This window comes from uncultured Dysosmobacter sp. (genome assembly GCF_947631635.1).
GTDB lineage: Bacteria > Bacillota > Clostridia > Oscillospirales > Oscillospiraceae > Oscillibacter.
Genome location: NZ_CANRMB010000005.1, coordinates 56,127 through 80,344 on the forward strand (window position 1 = coordinate 56,127; position 24,218 = coordinate 80,344).

19 protein-coding genes are annotated in these 24,218 nt (G+C 52.1%); all 19 read left to right on the top strand.

Features of this window, described 5'->3' with window-relative positions; genetic code table 11:
- The first annotated feature begins 133 nt into the window (after positions 1-133).
- Positions 134-1,207 (top strand): hypothetical protein, encoded by a 1,074-nt coding sequence (locus Q0Z71_RS04180; RefSeq protein WP_298018696.1) that lies wholly within the window; start codon positions 134-136, stop codon positions 1,205-1,207.
- Positions 1,208-1,212: 5 nt separating this feature from the next.
- Complete coding sequence (locus Q0Z71_RS04185; protein ID WP_298018697.1) at positions 1,213-1,833, top strand: hypothetical protein; 621 nt, start codon at positions 1,213-1,215, stop codon at positions 1,831-1,833.
- A 232-nt stretch (positions 1,834-2,065) separates the two neighbouring features.
- The gene (locus Q0Z71_RS04190) at positions 2,066-2,455 is read left to right on the top strand and encodes a fimbrial protein (RefSeq protein WP_298018699.1); all 390 of its coding nucleotides are present in this window, start codon (positions 2,066-2,068) and stop codon (positions 2,453-2,455) included.
- Positions 2,456-2,479: 24 nt separating this feature from the next.
- The gene (locus tag Q0Z71_RS04195; protein WP_298018700.1) at positions 2,480-2,614 is read left to right on the top strand and encodes a hypothetical protein; all 135 of its coding nucleotides are present in this window, start codon (positions 2,480-2,482) and stop codon (positions 2,612-2,614) included.
- A 14-nt stretch (positions 2,615-2,628) separates the two neighbouring features.
- Positions 2,629-3,339: a hypothetical protein gene (locus tag Q0Z71_RS04200; RefSeq protein WP_298018702.1), complete on the top strand. Its 711-nt coding sequence runs from the start codon at positions 2,629-2,631 to the stop codon at positions 3,337-3,339.
- Between the two features lie 29 nt (positions 3,340-3,368).
- The gene (locus tag Q0Z71_RS04205) at positions 3,369-4,511 is read left to right on the top strand and encodes a hypothetical protein (protein ID WP_298018704.1); all 1,143 of its coding nucleotides are present in this window, start codon (positions 3,369-3,371) and stop codon (positions 4,509-4,511) included.
- A complete protein-coding gene (locus tag Q0Z71_RS04210) occupies positions 4,511-5,857 on the top strand; it encodes a C39 family peptidase (RefSeq protein WP_298018707.1) in 1,347 nt (448 codons plus the stop codon). Before Q0Z71_RS04205 ends, Q0Z71_RS04210 begins: the two co-directional genes overlap by 1 nt.
- 13 nt (positions 5,858-5,870) lie before the next feature.
- Complete coding sequence (locus Q0Z71_RS04215) at positions 5,871-6,236, top strand: hypothetical protein (protein WP_298018709.1); 366 nt, start codon at positions 5,871-5,873, stop codon at positions 6,234-6,236.
- Positions 6,223-9,153, top strand: a complete 2,931-nt coding sequence (locus tag Q0Z71_RS04220; protein ID WP_298018711.1) for a VirB4 family type IV secretion system protein — start codon at positions 6,223-6,225, stop codon at positions 9,151-9,153. Before Q0Z71_RS04215 ends, Q0Z71_RS04220 begins: the two co-directional genes overlap by 14 nt.
- Before the next feature lie 192 nt (positions 9,154-9,345).
- Complete coding sequence (locus tag Q0Z71_RS04225; protein WP_298018713.1) at positions 9,346-9,876, top strand: DUF5697 family protein; 531 nt, start codon at positions 9,346-9,348, stop codon at positions 9,874-9,876.
- Positions 9,877-9,888: 12 nt separating this feature from the next.
- Positions 9,889-10,545, top strand: a complete 657-nt coding sequence (locus Q0Z71_RS04230; protein WP_298018716.1) for a DUF6100 family protein — start codon at positions 9,889-9,891, stop codon at positions 10,543-10,545.
- A 229-nt stretch (positions 10,546-10,774) separates the two neighbouring features.
- On the top strand, positions 10,775-11,917 hold the full coding sequence (locus Q0Z71_RS04235; protein ID WP_298018718.1) for a hypothetical protein: 1,143 nt from the start codon (positions 10,775-10,777) through the stop codon (positions 11,915-11,917).
- Entirely contained in the window at positions 11,883-13,817 is a 1,935-nt protein-coding gene (locus Q0Z71_RS04240; RefSeq protein WP_298018720.1) for a VirD4-like conjugal transfer protein, CD1115 family, read from the top strand. The genes Q0Z71_RS04235 and Q0Z71_RS04240 overlap by 35 nt, the downstream gene beginning before the upstream one ends.
- A gap of 18 nt (positions 13,818-13,835) precedes the next feature.
- Positions 13,836-14,849, top strand: coding sequence for a hypothetical protein (locus tag Q0Z71_RS04245; RefSeq protein ID WP_298018723.1), 1,014 nt, complete (start codon positions 13,836-13,838; stop codon positions 14,847-14,849).
- A 5-nt stretch (positions 14,850-14,854) separates the two neighbouring features.
- Positions 14,855-15,298, top strand: coding sequence for a hypothetical protein (locus Q0Z71_RS04250; RefSeq protein WP_298018728.1), 444 nt, complete (start codon positions 14,855-14,857; stop codon positions 15,296-15,298).
- Between the two features lie 81 nt (positions 15,299-15,379).
- The gene (locus Q0Z71_RS04255; RefSeq protein ID WP_298018731.1) at positions 15,380-16,456 is read left to right on the top strand and encodes a hypothetical protein; all 1,077 of its coding nucleotides are present in this window, start codon (positions 15,380-15,382) and stop codon (positions 16,454-16,456) included.
- A complete protein-coding gene (locus Q0Z71_RS04260; RefSeq protein WP_298018734.1) occupies positions 16,453-17,232 on the top strand; it encodes a class D sortase in 780 nt (259 codons plus the stop codon). Before Q0Z71_RS04255 ends, Q0Z71_RS04260 begins: the two co-directional genes overlap by 4 nt.
- Positions 17,233-17,492: 260 nt before the next feature.
- Positions 17,493-18,443: a CAP domain-containing protein gene (locus Q0Z71_RS04265; protein WP_298018737.1), complete on the top strand. Its 951-nt coding sequence runs from the start codon at positions 17,493-17,495 to the stop codon at positions 18,441-18,443.
- A gap of 84 nt (positions 18,444-18,527) precedes the next feature.
- A complete protein-coding gene (locus Q0Z71_RS04270; protein WP_298018741.1) occupies positions 18,528-24,119 on the top strand; it encodes a SpaA isopeptide-forming pilin-related protein in 5,592 nt (1,863 codons plus the stop codon).
- The last annotated feature ends 99 nt before the right edge of the window (positions 24,120-24,218 follow it).

Sequence of the window (24,218 nt, forward strand, 5' to 3'; positions counted from 1 at the left end):
CGGCTAGGCCTCAAACCGAGGGACGGCTGGCCCACAAGAATGGGCAGAGGCTGAGACGCCTGTGTTCCCCGTATGACCAGGGGACTTGAGATTGATTTTTAATTATTCTATTTTCGGAAAGGAGGCGCAGTGAATGGCTTGTACTCAACAGCAGCAGCTTATCTGCTTCCCCAGAGTGCGTGTTCAGAAGAAGTGGTTTCGCTACTTCAACGACCATAAGGACTTTCGTAATGAAGGAACTCTACATCTGTTCAGCCTCATGTCATTATTCTCCTATGCAAACTTCAGATCCAACAACCGCAGGTTTGACACACAAACCTTCATGGAGGGTCCCGGCCAATGGATCTGCAAACTCTCTGCCTTACCCCGCATCCTTCGCGTACATTCCAAGGCGCAGGCTCTTGACCTTCTAACTTATTTCAGAGATGCCGGGTTCCTTGACTACGAAATCTTGGATGAAGAAACCGGGCTTCTTCGATATACGATCAACGATTGGAAAAAGCACTGCATTCATCTGGAGTATAACTACTATAGCTATAAAGGATCGGGCTTTTTCTTTTTCCCACTGTCGGTGGGGCGCTTGCTGGTCATAGCCAGCAGGCGGAACGGCCCCTTGGTGTTTAGTGAACTGGATGCCATCATGGACTTCTGGCTCCACACTGTTTTGAATGAGCCAAGGGTGCAAGGCTCGGAGTTCATGCCAGTCGTCTACTATTCCAATATGAAAGGGCAGCCGTTGCTCTCCTACTCCTACCTCGCAAAAAGGTGGGGGTGGTCGAAATCCCGTGTCGGCAGATTCATATTAAAAATTGAGGAAGCAGGAATTATCAGCCGCGTCAGCTTTTCCAGCTCACGCGGCTCTGTCATTTCTCCGTGCAGATACCGGGAAATGATTTATGGCGAGGATTGTGAAAAGCTATCCCTGCAACGGATCGGTGAAATCCTCGGCATAGCTAATGTCATTGAACCGATCGGCGACGCCAAGGATCTCCAGTTGAGTATTCAATCTCGCGTCCCATCCGGCCTCATTGTTTATCCGGGCGGGAAATCCTTGAGAATTCAGGTGTTTCGCGTGCCTGAAGGCTCTTTTTTTGCTCGACCGGTGCCTTTAGTCTTTTATAGTTCTTTAGACTGGGGTAAGTCAGTAGCAGAAGACGGCTTTTACCGTGGCCCGCCGAAAAGCGGCCATGACGGAGAAAGGGGGTGATCTACATGGGGAAAATAAAACAAGGCGATGCACGCCCAGCTTACAGTCTGGAAAAGGAAGCTGTTCGTGAGGAGATTCAGACTGGCCTTCAGACCGGTGTGGAAATCCTTGCGGGGAATGTGGAAAAAGACAAGGAAACGGACCATTTCCACAACACAAAGTATCTGCTCAAGCAGTATCGCAGGGTAGAATACTCCATTCGCATTTCCGAAGCGGATCTGAACCTGAGAATGGAGATGCAGCACGGAATGCGCTTATCCACTCTTGAGGTCAATTCGGAACTCGCAGGAATTGATTTGACCGGTACGAAGTTGGAGAACCACGCCAGGAGTGTGATTCGCAGCAAAAATATGCTGGAAATTATCAACGCGGCGCTTGAAGCTGTGCGGGAAGATCCAGACCGTGGAGATCTTCTCTACCAGGTTCTCTACATCACTTACTTCAGCAAAACCAAGCCTCGCAACCGGACGCAAATCCTGATCGAGCTTGATAAGCTGGGGTATTCCATGTCCGCCGCTTCCTATCACAACTATCTCAACGCTGCAATCAGAGCAATTGACCGCATCCTCTGGGGCTATACCGCAAGGGACTGTCTGGACCTGATCAAGCAATTCCTTCCGGAGTAAAGTCAGTTAGACAAAAGTTATACAAAACTTGTACAGCTTCTGAATTGCAATTCAATTTTACCTATGGTATGATAATCACGCTGAAAAATGCAAACTGCAAATGCCGCCCGCTTGAGGCGGTTTTTTTGTTGTCTGAAAAGGCTCGGATTGGAAGCTGATCGCACTGTCACGCTTCTGGTCCGGGCCTTTTTTGCATCTCTTCGGCAATTCAAAAAAGGAGGTTTCCACCAACATGAATTCTAAAGTCAAGGCGCTTGGGTGTTGGTTTAAGAGAAGAATTGAGGCAGTTGACAAGGGGCAAGCTCTTTACACTGCCTTTTTCATTCCTTCGGCACTCTCCCTGCTCGCAACTCGCGCATTCGCAGCGGATAACATCTGGACGAAGGCCAGTGAGATCATGAATGATGTCTACACTCAGGTCCTCGGGATTTCAACAGTTGCTGCCATCGTTACCGCGAGTATTGCCCTTTTGCTGATGAACTTCTCTAAATCGGGGAAGACAGTGGATGAGTCCAGATCCTGGCTCAAGCGCATCGTCATCACTTGGGCAATTCTGAACTCTCTGGGCTTCATTATGGCCTATGTGACGCCGCTTTTTGCGGGTGGTCAGTGGACATCTTGAGCCGGTGGGAAGGAGACAGAACAGATGAACAAGAACTTTGTATTTCTCCTCGGCGGTATCGTAACTGGTTTTGCCTTGTGCCTTACCACAGCAATGCTCATTCCTCTGGATGACGATAGCAGCTCCCATAAGAGCAACTTCGCTCCCTGGGAACGGTGAGTTGAGGTGAGCGCATGGGCATCCTGGACAGTATCGTTGAGTGGGTTGCCACGCAGATCATGAACCTTCTGGACATGATCACGGGTTCCGTGCTGGGCGCACTCGGCTGCGACATGAGTACCTTCCTGCGGTACTTCCCCGCAGCCGAGACCCTGTACGAGGTATTCGTGGCCATAGCTGTAGGGTTTATCCTTCTCAATCTTGTTTGGCAGCTATTCAAAAACTTCGGAGCTGGCATCGGCCTCAGTGCGGAGGACCCGGCAAAGCTGCTGCTCCGATCCATCCTATTTATTTTCCTTGCCCTGTTTGCGGATGAGATTATGGCCTTGGTACTTGACATTGTAGGAACTCCATATTCCTGGATTGTTGACACCTCACTTCCTCCCATCGAATTTGCAAGCTTCGGCAGTGTCCTGACGGTGATTGTCGGGTGCCTCGCAAGTGGCTCTGTGAGCCTGATTGTCATTATCCTGGTTATCATCGTCGCGTGGAACTATCTCAAGCTGCTGTTCGAGGCAGCGGAGCGATACATCATGGTGGGAGTTCTGATCTTTACGGCACCAGTAGCTTTTGCTACCGGTGCCTCGGAGAGTACATCTAACATTTTCAACTCTTGGTGCAGAATGTTGGGAGGCCAACTGTTCCTCCTAATCATGAATGCCTGGTGCCTGCGTTTGTTCGTCTCCATGGTTGGAACTTTTCTCGCAAATCCTCTCTCCGTGTGACGGCGGCAGTGTAGGCAAAGGAGTATGACATGAAGCGCAACAAATTATGGATCATTTGCATCCTTGCCCTCGTGGTAGTCATGCTCTCCACAACTGCTTTTGCTCTTGATGAAAGCGAGGTGGAGAGTGCGATTTCTGCTTCCAGCAGGGATGAAGTCGCAGGGAACCTGTTCATCTGGTTCCTCTGTGCAGTCTCATTTCTCAAAATCAGTCAGAAGATCGACAGCTTTATGTCCAGTCTGGGCGTCAATGTCGGTCGTACTGGCGGAAGTATGCTCGCTGAATTGATGATTGCCGGCAGAGCGCTCGGTGCGGCAGCAAGAGCTACCGGAGGTGCGGTAGGCAACATATTCAATCGCAGCCATGCTTCCGGAACTACAACAAATCAAGCAGCCGGCCAAGCCTTTACCGGTGGTGGCAACGGGTTGATTGGTGTGGCACAGAGAGCTGCCGGCAATGCGGCGGCGTCAAGTGCAACTGGGCGCGGCTCCGGGCTTGGTAGCTTTGTTGGTGGTGCTATGTTTGGCTCCAGCTTAAAAGCAGGTGGCAAATTTGCGTCGGATGTTGTTGGTGCGGTTGCAACGGGCAATATTTCTTCCGTGGGAACAATCACCGGCGACAAGGCTGCACAGGCACTGACCAGTTATCTGGGCTATGGCGTAGCAGACGATTCTGCGGCTGGCAATGAACATGGGGCAGGAACGGTGTCCCCCGGTACTCAAATCCCCGTAACACCAGATCACGATATGAGTCAGTCCCAAGAAGGCGTGACCATCACGCAAGATGGCGGTTCTGCCGGTGCTGATGCTTCCGTTGCCGGCTCCTACATTCCCGGAAGTTCAAGCTCCGGAATTGGTGGTAGTTCTCCCATCCCCAGTCAGCCACCTTCCTTCCGGAATGTGGAGATTGGCGGTGGACGGATTACCGGATATGAAACGCCGGCAGGCGGCGGCGAGGAGCGGCAGTTTGCCATGTATAATGCCGCTCAGTATATGGAGCCGACAGGTTCCTTTGAGACAGTCGAAACTACAGACGGCCAGAGCTGGTACAAGCAGTATGCTGAGCCGACCGTACAGAAGACTCCTTATAAGGACGATTCCGGCAAAATCAAGTACGAGGAGCGAATCGTGGAGCAAATGCCCCAGATTCCCAAGAGAAAGGATCGCGTATAATGACTGACGAAATCAGGAAAGCGCAGAATAATTCCGCAGAAAGTACCGTAAAATCCGCTGCGAAGGCAGGAAAAGCGGTGTCCAATATTACAAGAGGGGCTGCTACCGGAGGAATTCACGGGGTAGCCCTTGAAACTGCCAAGGCATCAAAGAAATGGATCATCGCACTCGTCGGGATCATTTTGATTCCGGTTCTGATTGTGGCCATGCTTCCTTCCGTTATCTTCGGGTCATTGCTTGGAGACGGGACGGAGACTGCAAACGGCATTTCAGACAATGCGGTGTTGACGCAGAACATGGTGGATCTGAATACAGGGATCAGCACCATCCTCTCGGAGGGCCTGACTGATGTTCTGGATAGAATCGACGCTGACTTTGCTGCGTCAGGCTGTGATGCAATGGAAGTTAACAATCCTTACGGATCTGATGTTGTTTTCAATGCAAATTACTTTGTGGCACTGTACTGTGCCAGCAAGGACACCGATGCGGCATCCATCTCGAAGAGTGATATGGAAAGCGTACTGCGCAGCCATAAGGACAAACTCTACTCCTTCAGTTTCACGGACGAAGTGAGGCAGGAAGAAGGAGAGGTTGATGAAGCAACTGGGGTTCCGGAAGTCATAGAAACAACTGTCCGGGTGTACGAAATCATCTACAACGGCGAAGCCTATTTCGCTGATGAAGTCTTCGCACTCAGCGATGACCAGAAAAACCTCGCCTCAAACTACGCACAAAATCTCTCCGTGTTCCTGAGCGATGGTGTCTATCAGGCGCTGTCTGAGACAGACTTCGCGCAGATGGGCATTTCCTATGATGGTGTAGTCTTCACGGACGGTTCCACGCAGGTTACTTACTACAACCAGTTAGATGACCGGTGGCGGTATCTGCCTTATGGAACAGATGACATCGGGGGCTATGCCTGCGGTCCTACGGCCATGTCGATAGTGGTTTCCAGTCTGACCTCCGAAACGGTTGATCCTCCGCACATGGCGCAATGGGCTTACGAGCATGGGTACTGGTGCAGCAAAAGCGGCTCCTATCATTCCCTCATCCCTGGCGCTGCTGAAGAGTGGGGGCTGGCGGTGGAAGGCTGTACTGCGTCTGAGCCCCAGAGAATTGTTGATGCTCTGGCAGACGGGAAGTTGGTCGTTGCGCTTATGAGTAAGGGCCACTTCACTTCTTCCGGGCATTTCATCGTCCTCCGGGGAGTCACCTCAGACGAGAAAATCCTGGTAGCCGATCCGGCCAGCTATAAACGCTCTGAGAAGCAGTGGGATTTTTCCATCATCCTCAATGAAGCAAGTAAAAACGCAGGTGCCGGTGGTCCTTTCTGGATTATCGGCTAAGGAGGCGCAGCGTATGGATAATTCTATGAATAATAGTGGGGGCTGCAAGTACTCCACAAAGCTGAACTGTCATAGCACAAACGAATGTGCAAGGTGCGGCTGGAACCCGGTTGTGAGGGAAAGGCGCATCAAGCAGTTTATAAGGGAACGAGCACTGGAGCAGCAGAAGAGACCGGAACGCTGCCCCCTGCGCGACTTTCCTGTAATGGATCAGAAGAACAAACTCGGCATGGTTCTGAGTTGCTTCAGTACCCGCTGTGAGATGACACCCGAAGGAACCTGTCGCATTCTTGCCGGCGTCCTTGATCATTGGAAGGCAGCGGCAGGCATTCAGACTGTGCCTCCGGAGAAAGTCGAGAACAGTAATGAGTTATCATAAAGAAGAACAGGATATTTACTATATCCCACCTAATTTCCTAACCAGTGGCCGTTTGTTTGGCGGCATGATACGAGTACGCAATGCAATTGAAGCTTGCGTACTCGTTTTGCTTACTGGGCTGCCTATCATCAGGCTGCCCCTCTCCTTGACAGCAAGGATCATTCTTCTGTGCCTGATTCCACTGCCTCTGGGTATCTTTGCCGTCATTGGCTTCGATGGCGATTCACTGACGGAGTTTGCATTGAACTGGATCAAGTGGCTTTTCAATCGCCGCATTCTCTATCGTTCAGACGCGGAGCCACAGCAGAGTGATAAGCCAAGTGTGCGACAAAGAAGTGAAAATCAGGCACCCCACCAGCCCCCGGAGCAGCTTGGCATCAAGCTCAAGCAGCATCCGCCGAAAGCTCGAAAAAGAGGCAGGCGGAGTCAGAGGAAAAGCTCCGACAAGAAGAAAACAGCCCAGGACAGAAAGGCACCTCCCAAGAAGGGCCGCAAGGCCGCCACAACGGAGGGTATCATTCCTGTTGTGGACATCAATCACGGCATCGCTCATTTGAGTGATGATCGGTACATCAAAATCCTTGAGGTGGAACCGATCAATTTCCTGCTGAGAAGTGTCCGGGAGCAAAAGAACATCATATCCGCCTTCGCAAGCTGGATGAAGATCAGCCCGGTGAAGCTCCAAATCAAGGTGCTCACCAAGAAAGCTGACATCAGCAAGCACCTCAATGCCATTGAGCGGGATATGGATCGTGAGAATGACCCCAAATGCCGGGAGCTCCAGCAGGACTACTACAACCTCATCAAAACGATTGGGTCCCGCGAGGCAATCACACGCCGGTTCCTCATCATCTTTGAATATGAGCCAACCTACAATAACCGGAAAAGTGACTACGCAGAGATTGTTTCCACTTTGGAAACTGCTGCCCGGACTGCTAGGCAGTACTTCCAGCACTGCGATAATGTGGTTATTACGCATGAAGATGAAAACGCATTTCTGCTGGATGTCCTCTACACCATCTTCAATCGCGAGACTTGTGAGCGCATCTCGTTGGACAAGCGCATCCGGGAGCTTCAGGTTAAGCAGGTAACTTCCGGGGAGAGCGACTTGAAGATCACACTCCCGCAAGTCCTTGCACCAGAAAGTATTGACTTGCGGCATGGTTCCTACATCGTCATGGACGGCGTTTATCACGCATACCTCATGGTTCCCTCAAGCGGCTATAACCCCCGCGTTGTGGCAGGCTGGACATCCATATTGGTGAATGCCGGTGAGGGTATTGATGTGGACTTTTACTTCCAACGCGAGCCGAAAGAGCGCATCCAGACAAAGCTCGGCCAGCAAATCCGCATCAACCGAAGCCGAATCAAAGATGCGTCTGATACCAACACCGACTTCGATGACATCGAAGGAGCTATTAAGTCCGGCTATTACCTCAAGCAGGGCCTATCCAACTATGAGGACTTCTACTACGCCAGCATTCTCGTGACGGTCACGGCAGATACCCTTGAAAACCTGGAATGGCGGGTAGCCGAGGTGAGGCGATTGATGGTCTCCCAGGATATGGACATCCGCCCTTGCCTATTCCGCCAGGAGCAGGCGATGCAGATGGTGATGCCTATCTGCAAGCTGAATAAGACACTCTTTGAGCGCAGCAAGCGGAATATGCTGACCAGCGCAGCCGCCAGCTGTTATCCGTTCACTTCCTACGAGATGTCCGATGAAAACGGTATTCTTCTTGGCGTCAATAAGCACAACAACAGCCTCGTCATCGTGGACATTTTCAACAGCAGGGTCTATAAAAATGCCAATATGGCTATCCTCGGCACCAGCGGAGCCGGCAAGACCTTTACCATGCAGCTCATGGCTTTACGAATGAGGAGAAAAGGCACTCAGGTGTTCATTATTGCACCTTTGAAAGGACATGAGTTTTTGCGTGCCTGCAAGAATGTTGGCGGCGAGTTCATCAGTATCAGTCCCGCATCCAAGCAGTGCATCAACATCATGGCCATACGCCGGGTGGATCAGACAGCCAACGCCATCATAGATGGTGTGGTCAATGAGAACTCCATCCTGGCAAGAAAGATTCAGCAGCTCCACATTTTCTTCAGCTTGCTGATTCCTGATATGAACCATGAAGAGAAGCAGCTCCTGGATGAGGCTCTAATCCGCACCTATGCAGAAAAGGGAATCACCCATGATAACGATTCACTGATTGATCCGGATGACCCCAGCAAGTACAAAACCATGCCGTTGCTTGAGGATGTCTATAACATCCTGATGTCCTCGTCAGATACAAAGCGGCTCGGCAACATTCTGAACCGTCTGGTGCATGGCTCTGCAAAGACATTCAATCAGCATACCAATGTGGACCTGTCAAACCCCTACACGGTTCTGGACATTTCGGAGCTGACTGGTGACCTGCTTACTGTGGGTATGTTCGTGGCACTTGACTTCGTTTGGGACAAGGCCAAGGAAGACCGCACAAAAGAAAAGGCCATCTTCATTGACGAGATCTGGCAATTGGTAGGTGCCGGCAGCAACTCCATGGCTGCTGAATTCTGCCTGGAGATCTTCAAGATCATTCGAGGCTACGGTGGAGCAGCTATCGCAGCTACACAGGACTTGAACGATTTCTTTGCATTGGACGGTGGCAAGTATGGCAAAGGCATCATCAATAATGCCAAAACCAAAATTGTGCTGAATCTGGAGGATGACGAGGCAATCCGGGTGCAGGATGCTCTGAAGCTGACGGATACGGAGATCGCGAATATCACCCGCTTTGAGCGTGGCAATGGCCTGATCTCCACCAACAGCAATCACATTACGGTTGAATTCAAAGCATCGGCTCTGGAAAAGCAGCTCATCACCACGGATCGTTATGAATTGAGCCAGATTGTTCAAAACCAATCCTGAAGTATTGGAAGGCCGCAAAGACAGCCACCGGGAGCTGCCGAAGCGGCCTTCTTCTTCGGAAAAAATGTGCGTTGTCTGCAACCTTGAACGCACACGGTCTGCTCAAGAGTTGCAATACGCTTGCGTTATACGAGCAGAGCCAAAAAAGTTGCGATATACGCTACTCTACATCAACATTTGGAGGCACAAGTTATGTCCTTTAAGAGTATGGTTAAGGGCCACGAATTGGCCTATGTCACGAAAATTCTCGCCATTTTCGGTGCTGTGGAAGAACGGCAGATGCAGCGGCTGTTTTCCTTCCTGAGCGACAGCGAGTATGGAAAAATTATGACTCTTCTGGCACGGGAGGGGCAATTCTACCGCACACCGGATGCTCGGTATCTGACATTTAGCCGATTGCGCTTTGAAAAGCTCAATGTCAGCAGCAGCGTAGATTGCTTCTGGGCGTTCCTCGAACTGAAGGATCGTGTTCAGGACTTCTGCGCCGGTGAACCGCCAGCCATCATTACCATGTCTGCACAGACAACTGACTATGATCTGATCCCGGTTTCCGGAGAAAACACCGAGCAAATCAATGAAAATGCAGAAGAACTGCCTGAAAGAACGGTCAGATTTCTGGTCACTCGGGATTTGAACCTCTTGACCGACATTGATCGCCGTTTCAAGAATGACTACGCCATCCTTGTGGATGAAAACGGCGTGGTTGAAACCTACGAATTATGAGGAGAAAAGAACATGAATACTGAGTTTGGAAAAGACTATGTGGATATGCTGAAACTGGTAGCCTCAGATTATGAGGCAATTAGCTCTGAGTTGTTTGCCATCGCCCATACCATTGAGGATACACCCCGGCATAATCCGCACAACAAGATCTACAGTCTGATCCGCACGGCGGAAACCAACACGGTCACGCTCCGAAACCTGGGCGCACGAACCCAGTGGAGCAATATTGCCCCGTTCTATGAAGACCTGGCTACGGTGCTGGGCATCAGCGTGAAGGAATATGAAAAGTGGATTACGATAACGGTTCCCGCAATACTGCCTAATCGGAACCGGCGCGATAATCTGGCCTTCATCACCCGCCCGCTGAGATCCAGCCTGGTTAAGTTCCAGAGGGAGCATCCGCTTGAACGCTTTCGCGATTGCGTGGTGTGCATTGTCCATCAGTATGACGAAGCAATGAGCCTGCGCCGGGTGCGAGACTACGACAACATCGAAACGAAGCGGTATCTGGATGTGATCGAGTCCGTAATGCTCACCAACGACAACGGCCTGCTTCTGACTGTCCTTCAAACGACAGAACTGGGTGACCGGGACTGCACGGAGTTCTATCTTATGAGCCCCGATAAGCTCTCCAGTTGGGCTGCGGAACACATCAAAGCACATACCTGATTCCTGAAAAAAAGGGTCCTCAAAAAAGGTATCTATTTCAGTCTGTTCGAAAACCGGCTCCTGCCCCCTCGGATTCTGGCATCTTCGCGGGAAGAAAAAATGTCGGGGTCTTTTTGATTTGGAGCAGGGAGCGATGCTTCCTTATCCGATTGATAGTGAAGCCGGCAGTCTCTATCGCAGGCTCTTCGCAGCCTTACCTTTGAGGACTGGTTGGAGGTGAAATTCAATTATGATTACTGGCAAGGATGACCGTATGCTTGAACTATTGTGGCTTGTTGGCTACTGTGTGGAGTTTCCGACGCAGTTGGCTGTTCGGATTGGTGGGCATCCGGAGTGGAATCGTCATGTGATGTATCGTGCGATTGATATGGGCTATGTGGATATTGCGAGGGGCAGGTCAAGGCAGAGAATTATTCGTTCTATGCGGTTGACGCCCAAGGGCCTGGATTACATCAGTGAGAGAGACCCAAAAGCACTGGCCTATGTTTTAGCGAAGCAGGATGAGCATCCAACAGGACATTCTTCAACGGAGAAGATCCTGCGCCAACACTCCCTGACTATCGCATTGATGATGTCCTATAATGCCGGCGCTGAGTTTCTCCCCGATCGGAAGCCATCTCTTATGTCCCCAACAAGTCCTCTCCGCAACAATGTCCCGTATAACCCAGACCGCACCTACTTCTACTCGACATCGGAGATCCGCAGATCCATCCAGGAATATGATCCTGAATCTGTTGTAAAAGGTTCCCGCATTGCGGGAATTATTGTCCGGGGCCGGAGCTGTTACTGTCTGTATCATACTGGCTATTCCCGGATGTATTGGATGCGCAGCACGGAAGAGAATACCGTAGCTTCCATTGAAACCATGCTCAACGCACGCGGATTCCACTGTGAGTCCTTCAGTCAGGTGGTCATCGGCTCCAGAATGAAGGTGGCGGAGAAGATTGCTCATCATCGGGTCAATACCCAAAGCAGATACTTCACCGTCTCCGATGCGTACCAAAATTGCTTCTTCATCGTCAACAGTGTGCAGGGAGATGAGCTCCTGGCAACTATCGTCGATCCTGAGAAGCGGCATGAAGCCAACCGAAATGCTTTGGCGGGATATAAACCGCCCGCAGTTGCAACCCGCGATTACGACGCTGTGACCCAAGACGGTCAACGGCCCGTCATACTGAATTATCAATGCGATTTGCTCGCTCTCCTCAACATCAATCAGGCTCCATACGGATTCACGCAAAGTCCCATTCTCCTGTGCTATGACTACCAGGTGGATTCCGTGCAAACCATTGTCGGCCCCCTGATTGAGGTGCGGGCGATCAATGAAGGAGAACCTTATGAAAAAGAAAAAGATCGTGGCAGGTGTAATTAGCCTTGCCATTCTGATCCCCATCCTTCTCTACGGGGCGGGAATCATCGCACAATTCATCATCAATATCAATGCGTGGAAAGCTGCTGGCAGCAACTATCGGGAATCTCCGGGACTTCCTTCTTTGGAGATCGGAGATGTGCTGTCCGCAGTTTTCACTTTCCCTGAAGGCCTAATTGCGGTTGGAGCAGTTATCGCCGGTGTGGCGCTACTGTGCATTTTCGGCCTCCGCCTCGGCTGGGGCAATACTGGTACAGCCGACCATGACCGGAACCTCACCATCTCCAAATCGGGCAGTTATGGGACGGCAGCCTTCATGGATGGTAAGGAGGCGGAGCAGTGCTTCGATATTACCACCGCAAAAAACACCGACCAGGACATCCTCGGGAGGACAGAAAGCGGGAAAGTATTTACGCTTCCGAAGAATTCGCGGCTGAACAGTAACCTTGCGGTATGCGGTGCTTCCGGAACGGGTAAGTCCCGATCAGTTTCCCGCAATCTGATCCTCCAGGCTGCGAAACGGGAAGAAAGCATGATCATCACCGACTGTAAATCGGAACTGTATGAGTCCATGAGTCAGTACCTCATCGACCAAGGCTATACAGTGAAGGTTTTCAACCTGATTTCTATGGAACATAGCGACTCCTGGAACTGCCTTGGTGAGGTCGGCACCAGTGAGCTGATGGCCCAGACCTTCGCAGATATTGTCCTGAAAAGCACCAGCGGAGAAATGAAGGATGCCTTCTGGTTCAATGCGGAACTGAACCTGCTCAAGGCGCTGGTTCTCTATGTCGCGTTGGAAATGCCGCCCGACAAGAGAAACCTCGGTCAGGTATATGACCTGCTCTGCAACCAGAGTGAACGGGATCTGTCCAAACTCATGAATGGCATCCGCAAGGAGCATACCAATCCTTTCACCAACGAGGTTATGCCGCCATCACCCGCCTTTGCTCCATACGCAATCTTCATGCAGTCCAGTGAAACCGTCCGATCCAGTGTGATCATCGGCCTTGGCAGTAAGCTTCAGGTCATGCAGGCGCAGCAGGTGCGAGACATCACCTCATACAACGAAATTGATCTGGAGCTTCCGGGCAAACAGAAATGCGCCTACTTCTGTATCGTGTCTGATCAGGATAGCACCTTTGAATTTCTCAGCTCTCTGTTCTTCAGTTTCCTATTCATCAAGCTGATCCGCTATGCAGACAGCTATTGTGAGGGCGGATGCCTGCCAACGAAAGTGAAATTCATCCTCGATGAGTTTCCCAATTGCTCAGGCAATATCCCTGACTTTGAGAAAAAGTGTTCGACAATCCGATCCAGAGGTTGTTCTGTTGCTGTGTTCTTCCAGAACATCGGCCAGATGCGAAACCGATATCCTGATGACAGGTGGCAGGAAATCATCGGTGCCTGTGACACCACTATCTTCCTGGGCTGTACGGACACGCTAACAGCGGAATGGATCAGTGACCGCATTGGTGTTGCCTCTGTGGAAGTGGAAGGCACCATGCGTGAACTGAATACCATGCACATCACCAACTACACGCCAAGTTTCCGCAGAACCAACTCCATCGGGAGGCGTCAATTGCTGACGCCGGACGAGGTGATGCGTTTAGCACCGGATGAAGAGCTTGTATTTATTCGTGGGCAGAAGGTATTCCGAGCCAAACGCTTCGATTACTCGCTCCATCCGGCATATAAAAAGCTCAGAAGCAGGAAGGCAATCCTTCATGAACCCGGCTGGAAAACCAGCCGGGTTTCTGTTTCCGAGCAGTCCCAATCCGCCATTTCAGTCGGCAGCCAACCCAATGCGGATACTAAACCGGCCAAAGAGCAGAAGAAACCCACTGCTCCTGCGGTAAAGCCACCCATTGGGAAGAAAGTCGATTTGAAAGAAACTATGTAACGAAAGGAAGATACGCTTATGCCTCGCAAGAAGAGCGAACCTGCCGTGGAGGCCCAGCAGATCACCAATGATCCGCTGGATTCCATCGAGCAGAAAGCAACGGCTCCTCCCATTGTGGAAGAGCGCAGAGCCACGCGAGCTTATTCCGAAGACATCCTGGACATCACCGACCAGGAACGCGGTTTCACGCCGGAGGATACCGAGGATGTCAAATGGAACTATCTGCGTGGTGCAATGCACCGCCACCTTGTGCTCACCGGTGTTGTCAGTGGTATTGAGAACACTGAGGGAGCCAACCCGATTGTGGTCGTCAACTACGAGGGGATCAGAATTCTGATTCCCGGCCATGAGATGTTCATGGACGATTGGCCCGTCAACTCGGAACCTCCTCTGAACTTCCGCCTCCGTTTTGGCCGCATCCTAGGCGCAACGATTGACTTCATTCCTTCTGGAGTGGATATCAAGAATCGTGCTGCGGTCGGCAGCCGGCGTGAAGCACTCAAGCAGCGGCAGGCCAGGTATTATGCCTCTGGTCGAGTCAAAGAGGGTATCCGCATTGCCTGCCGAGTCATCAATGTCAGCGGACGCCGGATTATCGTGGAAGCGCTTGGCGTGGATACGGTGATCCCCGCATCTGAGCTGACTTGGGAATGGTTTGCTGATGTCAGCGACCTGTTCGCCACCGGTGACATTGTGGTAGCCAGAGTCCAGAGTGTGCTGAAGGACGAAGAGACCGGCCAGTACAGCGTGCGGCTGTCCGTAAAGAAAGCCGTGGAGAATCCCGATCTTGCGAACCTCCGCAAGCTGGTTCCCGGCTCCAACTATTTCGGCGTCGTCACCAATGTCCAGGACCGCATGATCTACATCCGCCTTCAGGCCGGCGTCAATGCCAAAACCAAATCCTACCGCACGAAAGAGCTGCCCAGTAAGCTGGACACGGTAAGCTTCCTGGTCCGCAGTGTGGATGAAGATGTCGGTATGGCGTTTGGCGTCATTACCCGCATTATCAAGCGTCACTCCAGATTGAGGTGAATAAGATGACCAATCCCCATGCGCATACGATGCAGCATTGCAGGGAAGTCATCAAAGCGTGCCTCAATATCGTGGAAGAGCGAGGCGACACCTATGTTGCCATCCATAAGGATGAAGACACCGAGTGTGTCGTCCTCGTCTCCATGATTCGATCCTATCGGATCATGTCCGTCATCGTTGCCGATAAGATCCTCTTTGCAAAAGAGCATGAGGCGGATATGTACCGCTCAGCAAATGAACTGAACAGTGAGTCCGTAGCAGGTTGGCATACCCTGGTCCTGACCGATAGCAACAGCATCTACATGTACCGCCAGTGCATCTGGATGTCTGATACACTCAGTCCGGATTACCTGATGGACATTCTCTGTCAGTGCATCGCTGAGTACCGATATGGTCGAGCGCGTTTGTCTCCCGGCAGCTCTGCAAGCTCCACCCAGGAGCACACTTAAATTACAGAAAGGAACCAGATTCCGATGAAAAGAACAGCAATGGCGTTGATCCTTGCTCTCACCCTGAGCCTCGGCCTGTGTGTGAGCGCAAGTGCCGCAGAATACATCCCCGATGATGTGACCTATCAGAACCTCAATGGCCAGCAGCTTGCCATCAAGGTCTTCACGCTCCTGCCCGAACAGGACCCGTCCAGTCTGGCGGAAGAGGACTTCGAGTATGATGGCTTCCTCTATTCCCACAGCAGCACGGTCAAGGAAGAGCAGACTTACAACGAACAGAACCTGCATACTGAGACCGTGACCATTACCACCAGCACCAAAAACCTGGAAGATATCCTCGCTGAACTGAAGCCCACCATTGAATATGACAACGGCGTGGCTTCGGGCACTTTGGCACTGGACCACAGCACCATCAAGACCGAGGCGGCTGGCTATAAGAACAGCAGCTATACGGTGACAGCAACAAAAAACTACACCGGCCTCGACAGAAACGACTCCTCCTACATCGACAAGACCGTGGTAAAGAACGGCAGAACGCTGAGCCTTTCCAATGTGACTTGGAGCGTGGAGAGTACTGCTCTGGTCGGCGATGAGCTTGTCCCCGCAACCTACACCGCTGTTGCCACTTACAGCGGTACGGCATATTCCAGTGTGGCAACCGGCTATATCACCACTGCTGACTATACCGGCACCGTCACCGCATCCGGCATTTCCAGCATCAAGTACACGGTAACTTACCTGGGTACACCCATTGTGGTGGAGGAAGAACCCAGCATGGCATTGCCCATCGCTGGCATGATTGTCCTGACCGCAGCGGGCGCTTTGTTGTTGATTGCCTTGCTCACCCGTAAGAATACAACAGTGTATGAATCTACCGGCAAGGGCAACGAATATGACAAATGTGGCAGGCTCCTCCTGCGTACCCGCAATCCGGAACTGCGAATTGACCGCTTGAAGAATGTACCCGAAGGCGTGATTGCCATAGAGGTAGATGAAAAAGCGGCAAGGAAGCTATTCGGCAAGAAAATCAATCTCCGCTACTTTGACCAGACCTTCGACCACACGGTGGGAACCGTGAATGGTCCCTACTGGTTCAAGGTGGATGTCGGCACTGCACCGACAGAGGAGAATGCGGACCATGAGGAGGCAGCAATATGAAAAGAAAGACCATCCCTACACTCGTGCTGACCCTGGCGCTGATGGCAAGCATGGCCGTCAGTGCCAGCGCAGCGGACTATTCCTTTACCACCGATCCCAAGCCGGACTACTACGGAAGCACCAACTATGAAGATTTGTATGACGCCGGGTACAACTACGGCGCTCGTAATCAGATCGACTACGACATTCCGGAACTGAAGTACGGCCTCAGCCAGGAGTTCCTGGAGACTTCGCTGAATAATCCGTACCTCAGCAGTGGTATCCAGTACGGTATCGGCGGCTCTAGCACCACCATGTACCCGGAATCCGATTTCAGCAATTCCAGCATCATCTCTGGCGGCACCATTGAACTGCCGTATCGCCCCTACCTGACTGTTGCTGACCTGACGCAGAAGGATGGCAGCATCGGCACCGTATCCATCAAACGCATTGGCCTCAGCGCCAAAGTATATGAAGGAGCGACCGATGCTTCCATGGCGAAAGGTGCTGGCCACTATACCGGCTCCGGACTCTATGATGGCAACATCGGACTGTTCGGGCATAATCGTGGCAGCCACGCATACTTCGCGAAGCTGAAGAATGCCAAAGTCGGCGACACTGTTACCTATACGACCAACCAGGGGATCAGGACTTACGAAGTCACCTTCGTCGGCACGATTGCCAGCACGGATTACTCCTACCTCAATGAGATGGGAGATAACCGGATCACCATGATCACCTGTATTGCAAACCAGCCCTCTCTGCGTCTGTGTGTTCAGGCTGTGGAGATTCGATAAATCATTGGAGGAATGACTATGAAAAACACGAAACCCCGTAATCGCGAGCATCGTACCAGATCTGCACAGGCTGGTACACTCGTGACCATCCATGTCCGTATCCCTCGTGAGGCTTACGATCAGATGCGGGACATGGAACGGCGCAGACTGTATACAAAAGACGAAGTCTTCCTCCTTGGCCTTCGGGCAACCGAAACCATGTGATCCGAACCACCTCACAGAGAGCGGCTGGGAATACGACAAAGTGAGGTACAAATGCAATGAGAAAACAGATCCTATCCATGATGGCTGGCGTGCTGATTGGCACCACGCTCTTTGCACCGCAGCCTACGCAAGCGGCAGGTGTGGTTGCCGAGCCAACCTGGCAGCCTATTTATGTTGATGGGCAGCAGGTGGCGATGGAAGCCTACAACATTGCTGGCCATAACTACGTCAAGCTCCGAGACATCGGCTCACAGGTGGGATTCAATGTGTATTGGAGTTCCGGCGTTCAGATTGATACCGGGAACCCATACACTGGAGTCGCACCTGAAAAATCCAGTATCCGAGTCGGGAGTTATAAAGGCACCGAGCTCCATACTGGGGAACGCAGCGGATTGAATATCAATCCCAGCTCCGAGGTGAAGAGTGTTGTATCTACTCGCCCGGATGTTGTCAGAGTGGAAAAGATATCCGGTTTCTGGACCGCTATCGCAGTCAGCACCGGCAGCGCCGATGTGGTTGTGACAGACATGGACGGCAGAACTGCCAGCTTGACACTGACTGTCCTTCAGGCAGAACAAGTCGAAATTCCTCAAGGCTCCAATGCTCAGAATACTGACGCGATGCGGCAGGAACTCATCGAGCGGATCAATGAGGTAAGACGAGAAAATGGCGTTCGGGAGCTGACTGTCAACACGGCATTGATGAATGCCGCGCAGTATTGCTCCTCACTGCATGTCACGTATCATCAGAACCAGGTGGAATGTGAGGCTGTTGCAAAGTACGGGTATCCTCATGGATTTGGATCGAATATCACTGCATTTACCAGCGTACCCACTTCGCAGATCGCAGAGTGTGCTGTAGAGAATTGGATTAACTCTCCAGACCACTTCCAGACGATGATCGATCCCAATTGCGACACCATCGGCGTCGGAATCACAGACGATGATCGCGGTACGGTCTGCTTCCTGTTTGTTGGAAATCCCTCAGCAATCAATCCCTACGCATAAGTCCATATGTGCTTAAATGGCCTTTTAGCTCGTCTGCTGAAGGGCCATTTTTATAAGCAAATCTATCAGAAAGGTCAAATGATTATGAAGAAGACATGGTATTCTTTGCGAACCCGCGTGACGGCAATGCTGCTGACGTTGATTTGCATCCTCGGCCTGCTTCCCACCGCTGCTTTTGCGGCAGGGGCAGACACCATCAAGCTGGAACGTTTCGGTATGAGTGGCGTTTCCTATCAGTCCGCCAGCCTTGGCAGATGTACACTGCATCAGATGTACTACGGCGTAGGCGGCAAGACATCTGTCGGCTTCTGCGGCGTGAAAGGCGGCGGTATGGGCACATCTCTGATCGGTCAGACCTGGGGCAACCCGCAGCCCATTTCCGACCCTACCGTCAAAACCATGATGGCTTATTACTACGCACACTCCACCGGCACCTTCACTGATCAGGCACACGCACTTGGTGTGGATGACATCTGGGGCCCAGAGTATACCTGGTACATGAATGCCTGGGTGCAGGCAATTGTGTGGCGGTATAAGGCGGGCACTCTGAGCAATTCCACTGAGGCTTGTGCTGAAGAGCTGATGTACGTTTGGAACTCTCTGAAGAGCACGAACTACAACGACATCGATCAGATCAATGACGGCACATCCTTCAGAGACCGTGCACAGTATATCCTGGATCTTGGCAATCAGGGCGTATGGGGCGACTGTTCCGTGAATGAGTACTCCTTCACAGGCTCTGGCTCCTCTGCACACCCTGCCAATACCGTTCAGAGCGTCATCATTGGCGAACTCAGCGTGACGCATGAGCAGTACACCATTGTCATCAAAAAGGTTGACGCTACCAATCCCACGAAGGGCCTTGCTGGTGCTCAGTTCCATGTGGAAGCCACCAACGGCTCCTTCTCCCGAGACGTGACGACCGGCTCTGACGGTACCTGCACGATCTCTCCGCTGGATGCCGGTACTTATGCAATTACGGAATCCAGAGCGCCGGAAGGCTATGAGATCGATAATGCGGGTCCTGAGTATGTTGTCCTGCCAAATAGCGGCAGCAATACTGTTACAGTCACCTTTACCGATACGCCCATTGTCACTGCATCGGGCAATATTCGGAAAGTCGATGCGGACAATCCCGGCAGAGGTCTTGCAGGCGCAGTCATCAAAATTACCGGTGTCGATAATAACTTTACCGGCACCTACACGACCGGAGCAGGTGGTGCCCTGAGCGACGTGCCCTGGTCTACCATGCCTGTCGGCAGCTATGTTGCAACGGAGGTAACGCCTCCTGAAGGATACACGCTCAGTAAGGACCCCAGTAAAGTCCGTCAGGAATTTTACTGGGATGGGAGAACGAATGTATCTCTCGTGTTTGAAAACGATGCAAAAGTCAAAATTCAGATCATCAAGAAGGATGACTCTGACAGGCCTCTCGCTGGGGCAGTATTCAACATCCTCAAGGACGGCCAGCTGATTGGCACGGAAGCCACAGATGTCTCTGGCAAGATCACTGTTTCCAATGTGACGGAAGGCATGTATGCATTCGTCGAGGTATTTGCACCTGCACCCTTTGCAAGGTTGACGAGTCCCGTCTGCGCACATGTGGATCAGGCTGTTATCAATGGCGGCGGCACAGTCACCGTGACGGCCAAAGACCAGAAACTCCCCAATCTGACTATCAAGAAGCTGGACAAGCAGAATAAACTGCCTGTTGCCGGGACTGTGTTTGAGATCAAGGGCATCCACTACGGCTATCATCAGGATGTCACGACAGATGCATCCGGCATGGCCGTTCTGACAGCTATTCCGGTGGACAGCTATGAGGTCACGGAGAAGTCCGTGCCCGACCCTTATGTCCTGGACGAAACCAACACCCAGACGATTTATCTGGGCCCCGGTGATGATCAGCAGCTCGTTTTCGAGAATCTAAAGCAACCTATGCTGAAGATTACAAAGATCGATGCGGACGATTCCAGCTCGGTTCCCGGAACTGTTTTTACTGTTGAGGGTATTGACAGCGATTATCGCGGTGACTGGACTACTGGCGAAGACGGTACAGTCGCAAAGCGAGTTGCTCCCGGCACCTATCGCATCACGGAGAAATCCGTTCCCGCACCCTACTATCTGCCGGATAAGGATGCGGATCGGGTCCAGACAATCAGCCTGAACGCCGGTGATGATAAGAACATCACGTTCAAAAACCGCAAAATGCCGCTGCTGACCATTTACAAGGAGGACAGCGTCGCAAGAGCGGATGTAGAGGGTGCCAAATTCCACATCACCTATACCAGCAACGGCGAATCTGCTGAGGCACCCGCGACGATTGATTTCGGGTATTTCCTCACTGACGCCCATGGCGAGATCAGACTCCATGAGTCCGGTAAGCGTCTGTACCCCGGCGAATACACGGTGACCGAGGTGGAACCCGCTCCCGGCTTCCAGATGAAAGAGCCCTCCACGCAGAAGGTCATCCTGCATGGCAGCGAGAGCAAGACCCTGACGTTCCAGAACACGCCTCTCAATGCCATCATCGTCGAGAAATACGATAGCGTGACCCACGAAGCACTGCCTGGTGCCACATTCCAACTGAGGTTCCTGGGCGGGACTTCCGGCACCGGCGGCACCGTCATTGGGCAGAAGATCACCGGCAAAAATGGTACCGCCATCTGGACGGGACTGACTGCCGGTACCTACATTCTGGAGGAAGTGGACCCGGCGGATGGATACAGCATCATCCAGTCCTCCGAGACTGTCTATCTGGCAGACAGCGGTGAGCAGAGCGTTGTCACCGTCCGCTTCGAAAACGCTCCTGACGGCATTCTGCTGATTCGTAAGGTCTGCTCCGTCAATCCCAGCGTGACGCTGGCCAATGCGGAATTCAAAGTGACTTATGCGGATGGCACTCTGATCGGCGATGCCAATGGCATTTTCAAGACGGATGTCAACGGTGAGATCCGCATTGACGGTCTGAAGCCTGGAAAGAGTGTGATCGTCACAGAAACGAAAGCACCTGATGGTTTCCTCATCGATACGCAGTCTCAGACGGTCCAGATCAAGGAAGGGCGCACAGTATCCCTGACTTTTGCCAACCAGCCCAAGGGAAAACTCATTATCCAGAAGCGGGACAGCGCCACGGGGCAGCCTTTGTCCGGTGCGGAGTTCCGTGTGACCACTGCTGCTGGATGTGAAGTTGGCCTGGATGGCGTCATCGGCACTGCAACTCTTACGCAGAATGGCATTTTCACAACTGATGCGCAGGGCGAGATCCGTATCTCCAACCTTGCCCCCGGTGCCTACATCATCAATGAGATCAAGGCCCCAGACGGCTATGTTATGGATACGGTTTCTACCAATGTAGTCATTGGGAAGAACGGCGATACCCAGACCGTGGTCGTGAAGAATTCCAAAGCCGGTTCCCTGGTGATCCTGAAAAAGGACTCCCTGACGGGCGAGCCGCTGGAGGGGGTCACTTTCAAAGTGACGACCTCGACTGGTGAGTTTGTACCGGATGAAAACGGTCGCATCAGCAGCAACGGCCTTTACTATACCGATAAGGACGGAAAAATCACCATCAATGGCGTCGTGGGCACGCTGGTAGTGACAGAGACCAGGACCATACCCGGCTATACAATCGATCCTGCGACGAAGACCCAAACGGTCGTCGTCAATCCCAACGACACCCAGACACTTACGTTTTTTAACACACCGAGCACAACTTTGGTGATTCAGAAGTTCATTGAGGGAACAGATCACGAGCCGCTGGAGGGCGTTCACTTCCTTGTGACAGACAGCTCCGGCGCTGCTGTTGGTCGGAGTAATGGCGAGTATGTGACGGATGAAAAAGGTCGCATTGTAATTACAGATCTGGAGCCAGGAACCACCGTAACTGCCCGCGAAGTGCAGACGGTCGAAGGCTATGTTCTGGATGGCACTCCCAAGAGCATCCTTATTAAGGAAGGCGAAGTGCAGACTTTGACCTTCTACAACAAAAAGCAGGGAACGATTGTCATCCAGAAGCGTGACAGTGTGAGCGAAAAGCCGCTGGCCGGCGTTGAGTTCCAGATTACGTATGCAGATGGCAGCTTTGTGGATGACGCCAATGGTCATCTCTCCAGTAAGGGCTTGTATACGACGGATGCCAACGGTGAGATCCGTATCAGCGGTGTCACTGGCACGCTGGTGGTCAAAGAGACCAAGCCATTGGATGGTTATGTAGTTGACCCGGCAACCCAGACGCAGACAGTGGAAGTCAATCCGGATGATACGCAGACCCTGACTTTCTACAACACCCTGGCCGGTGGATTGCAGATTGTGAAGAGTGATGAAGACACTGGGAAGCGGATCTCTGGCGTCAAATTCGAGATCCGGAAGATGAATGGTGAGATCCTTGGAACTTACACCACGGACCGAAATGGTGTGATCAGCATTCCCAACGCTGAGAGTGGCTGGTACAGCATCGTGGAGCTGAAGGCAGCGGATGGCTACGAGCTGGACACCACTCCCGTTCAGGCGTGTGTGAAGGATGGCGAGACCACTACAGTGGAGATCACCAATCAGCGGATGGCTTCCATTATGATCCATAAGGTGGATGCCAATACCGGAAAGGGTATCTACGGCGTCAAGTTTGTCATCTATGACTCCGGCAAGAATCCCATTATGGAAGTTGAAACCGATCAGGATGGTTATGCCTATGTCCATGACGAGCTTGTACCCGGCAAGTACTATATCCGCGAGCTGGAAGCCGCTGATGGCTATATCCGCGATGAGCAGTATAAAACCGTCTATGTTGAGGCGGGAAAATGTGCCCAGATCAAGTGGGAGAATGCTGCTGTCACCGGCCAGATCCAGGTCCGCAAGTATGCTACGGCAGACAACACCATCACGGGCGATAAGGCCGGCAGTCCCCTGAAGGGTGCCGTCTATGAGATCACGCAGGCACGCTCCGGCGCTGTGGTCGGCTACATTGTGACCGATGCACGCGGCGTTGCAGCGTCTGATCCGCTGCCTCTGGGCCGGTACTATGTCACCGAGGTGTCTGCACCCGGCTATTATCAGCTCAGCGGCGAGAAGATGGAGGCTGAAATCGAGTATCCCAACCAGATTATCAAGCTGTCTTCCTACAATAAGCCTGCCAATCTGGGCGTGACCATCAAGAAGACCGGCAACCGTGAGGTGCAGCCCGGTCAGGTGATGAGTTACGACTTCTCTGGTATCTCCAACACCTCCAATGTGGCACTCAACAACTTCTTCTGGCATGACCGCATCCCCACGGATGCTACCAGAGCGCTGAGTATTTCCACCGGCACATACAATCAGCGGTTGTACTACAAAGTCACCTTCAAGACTAATCTCAACGATTACCGGACGCTGGCCAGCAACCTGCTGACCTCCAATAACTACTCTCTGAGTCTCAATGCGGCGACGCTGGGCCTGGTTCAAGGTGAGTATGTCACTGATGTCCGGTTTGAGTTCGGTACGGTAGCCAGTGGCTTTGCATCTGTGATCAAGCCCACCATGCGCGTGCAGGTCCTGGGTACAGTCAGCAATGGCTACCAGATCATCAACCGCGCTGATGTTGGCGGCAAATACCTCAATGAATGGCAGACGGCAAAGGCTACCTGGGTCACTACCGTCCGTCGTTTTCAGAATACCACTCTGCCTAAGACTGGGTACTAATCCGGAATTGGCAGTTCGGTAGATATATGTGATGCCTACGCATCAGATGCCTGCTCGGAGCAATGGCCAAGGCTCCGGGCCGGCATCACCTCTATCCTT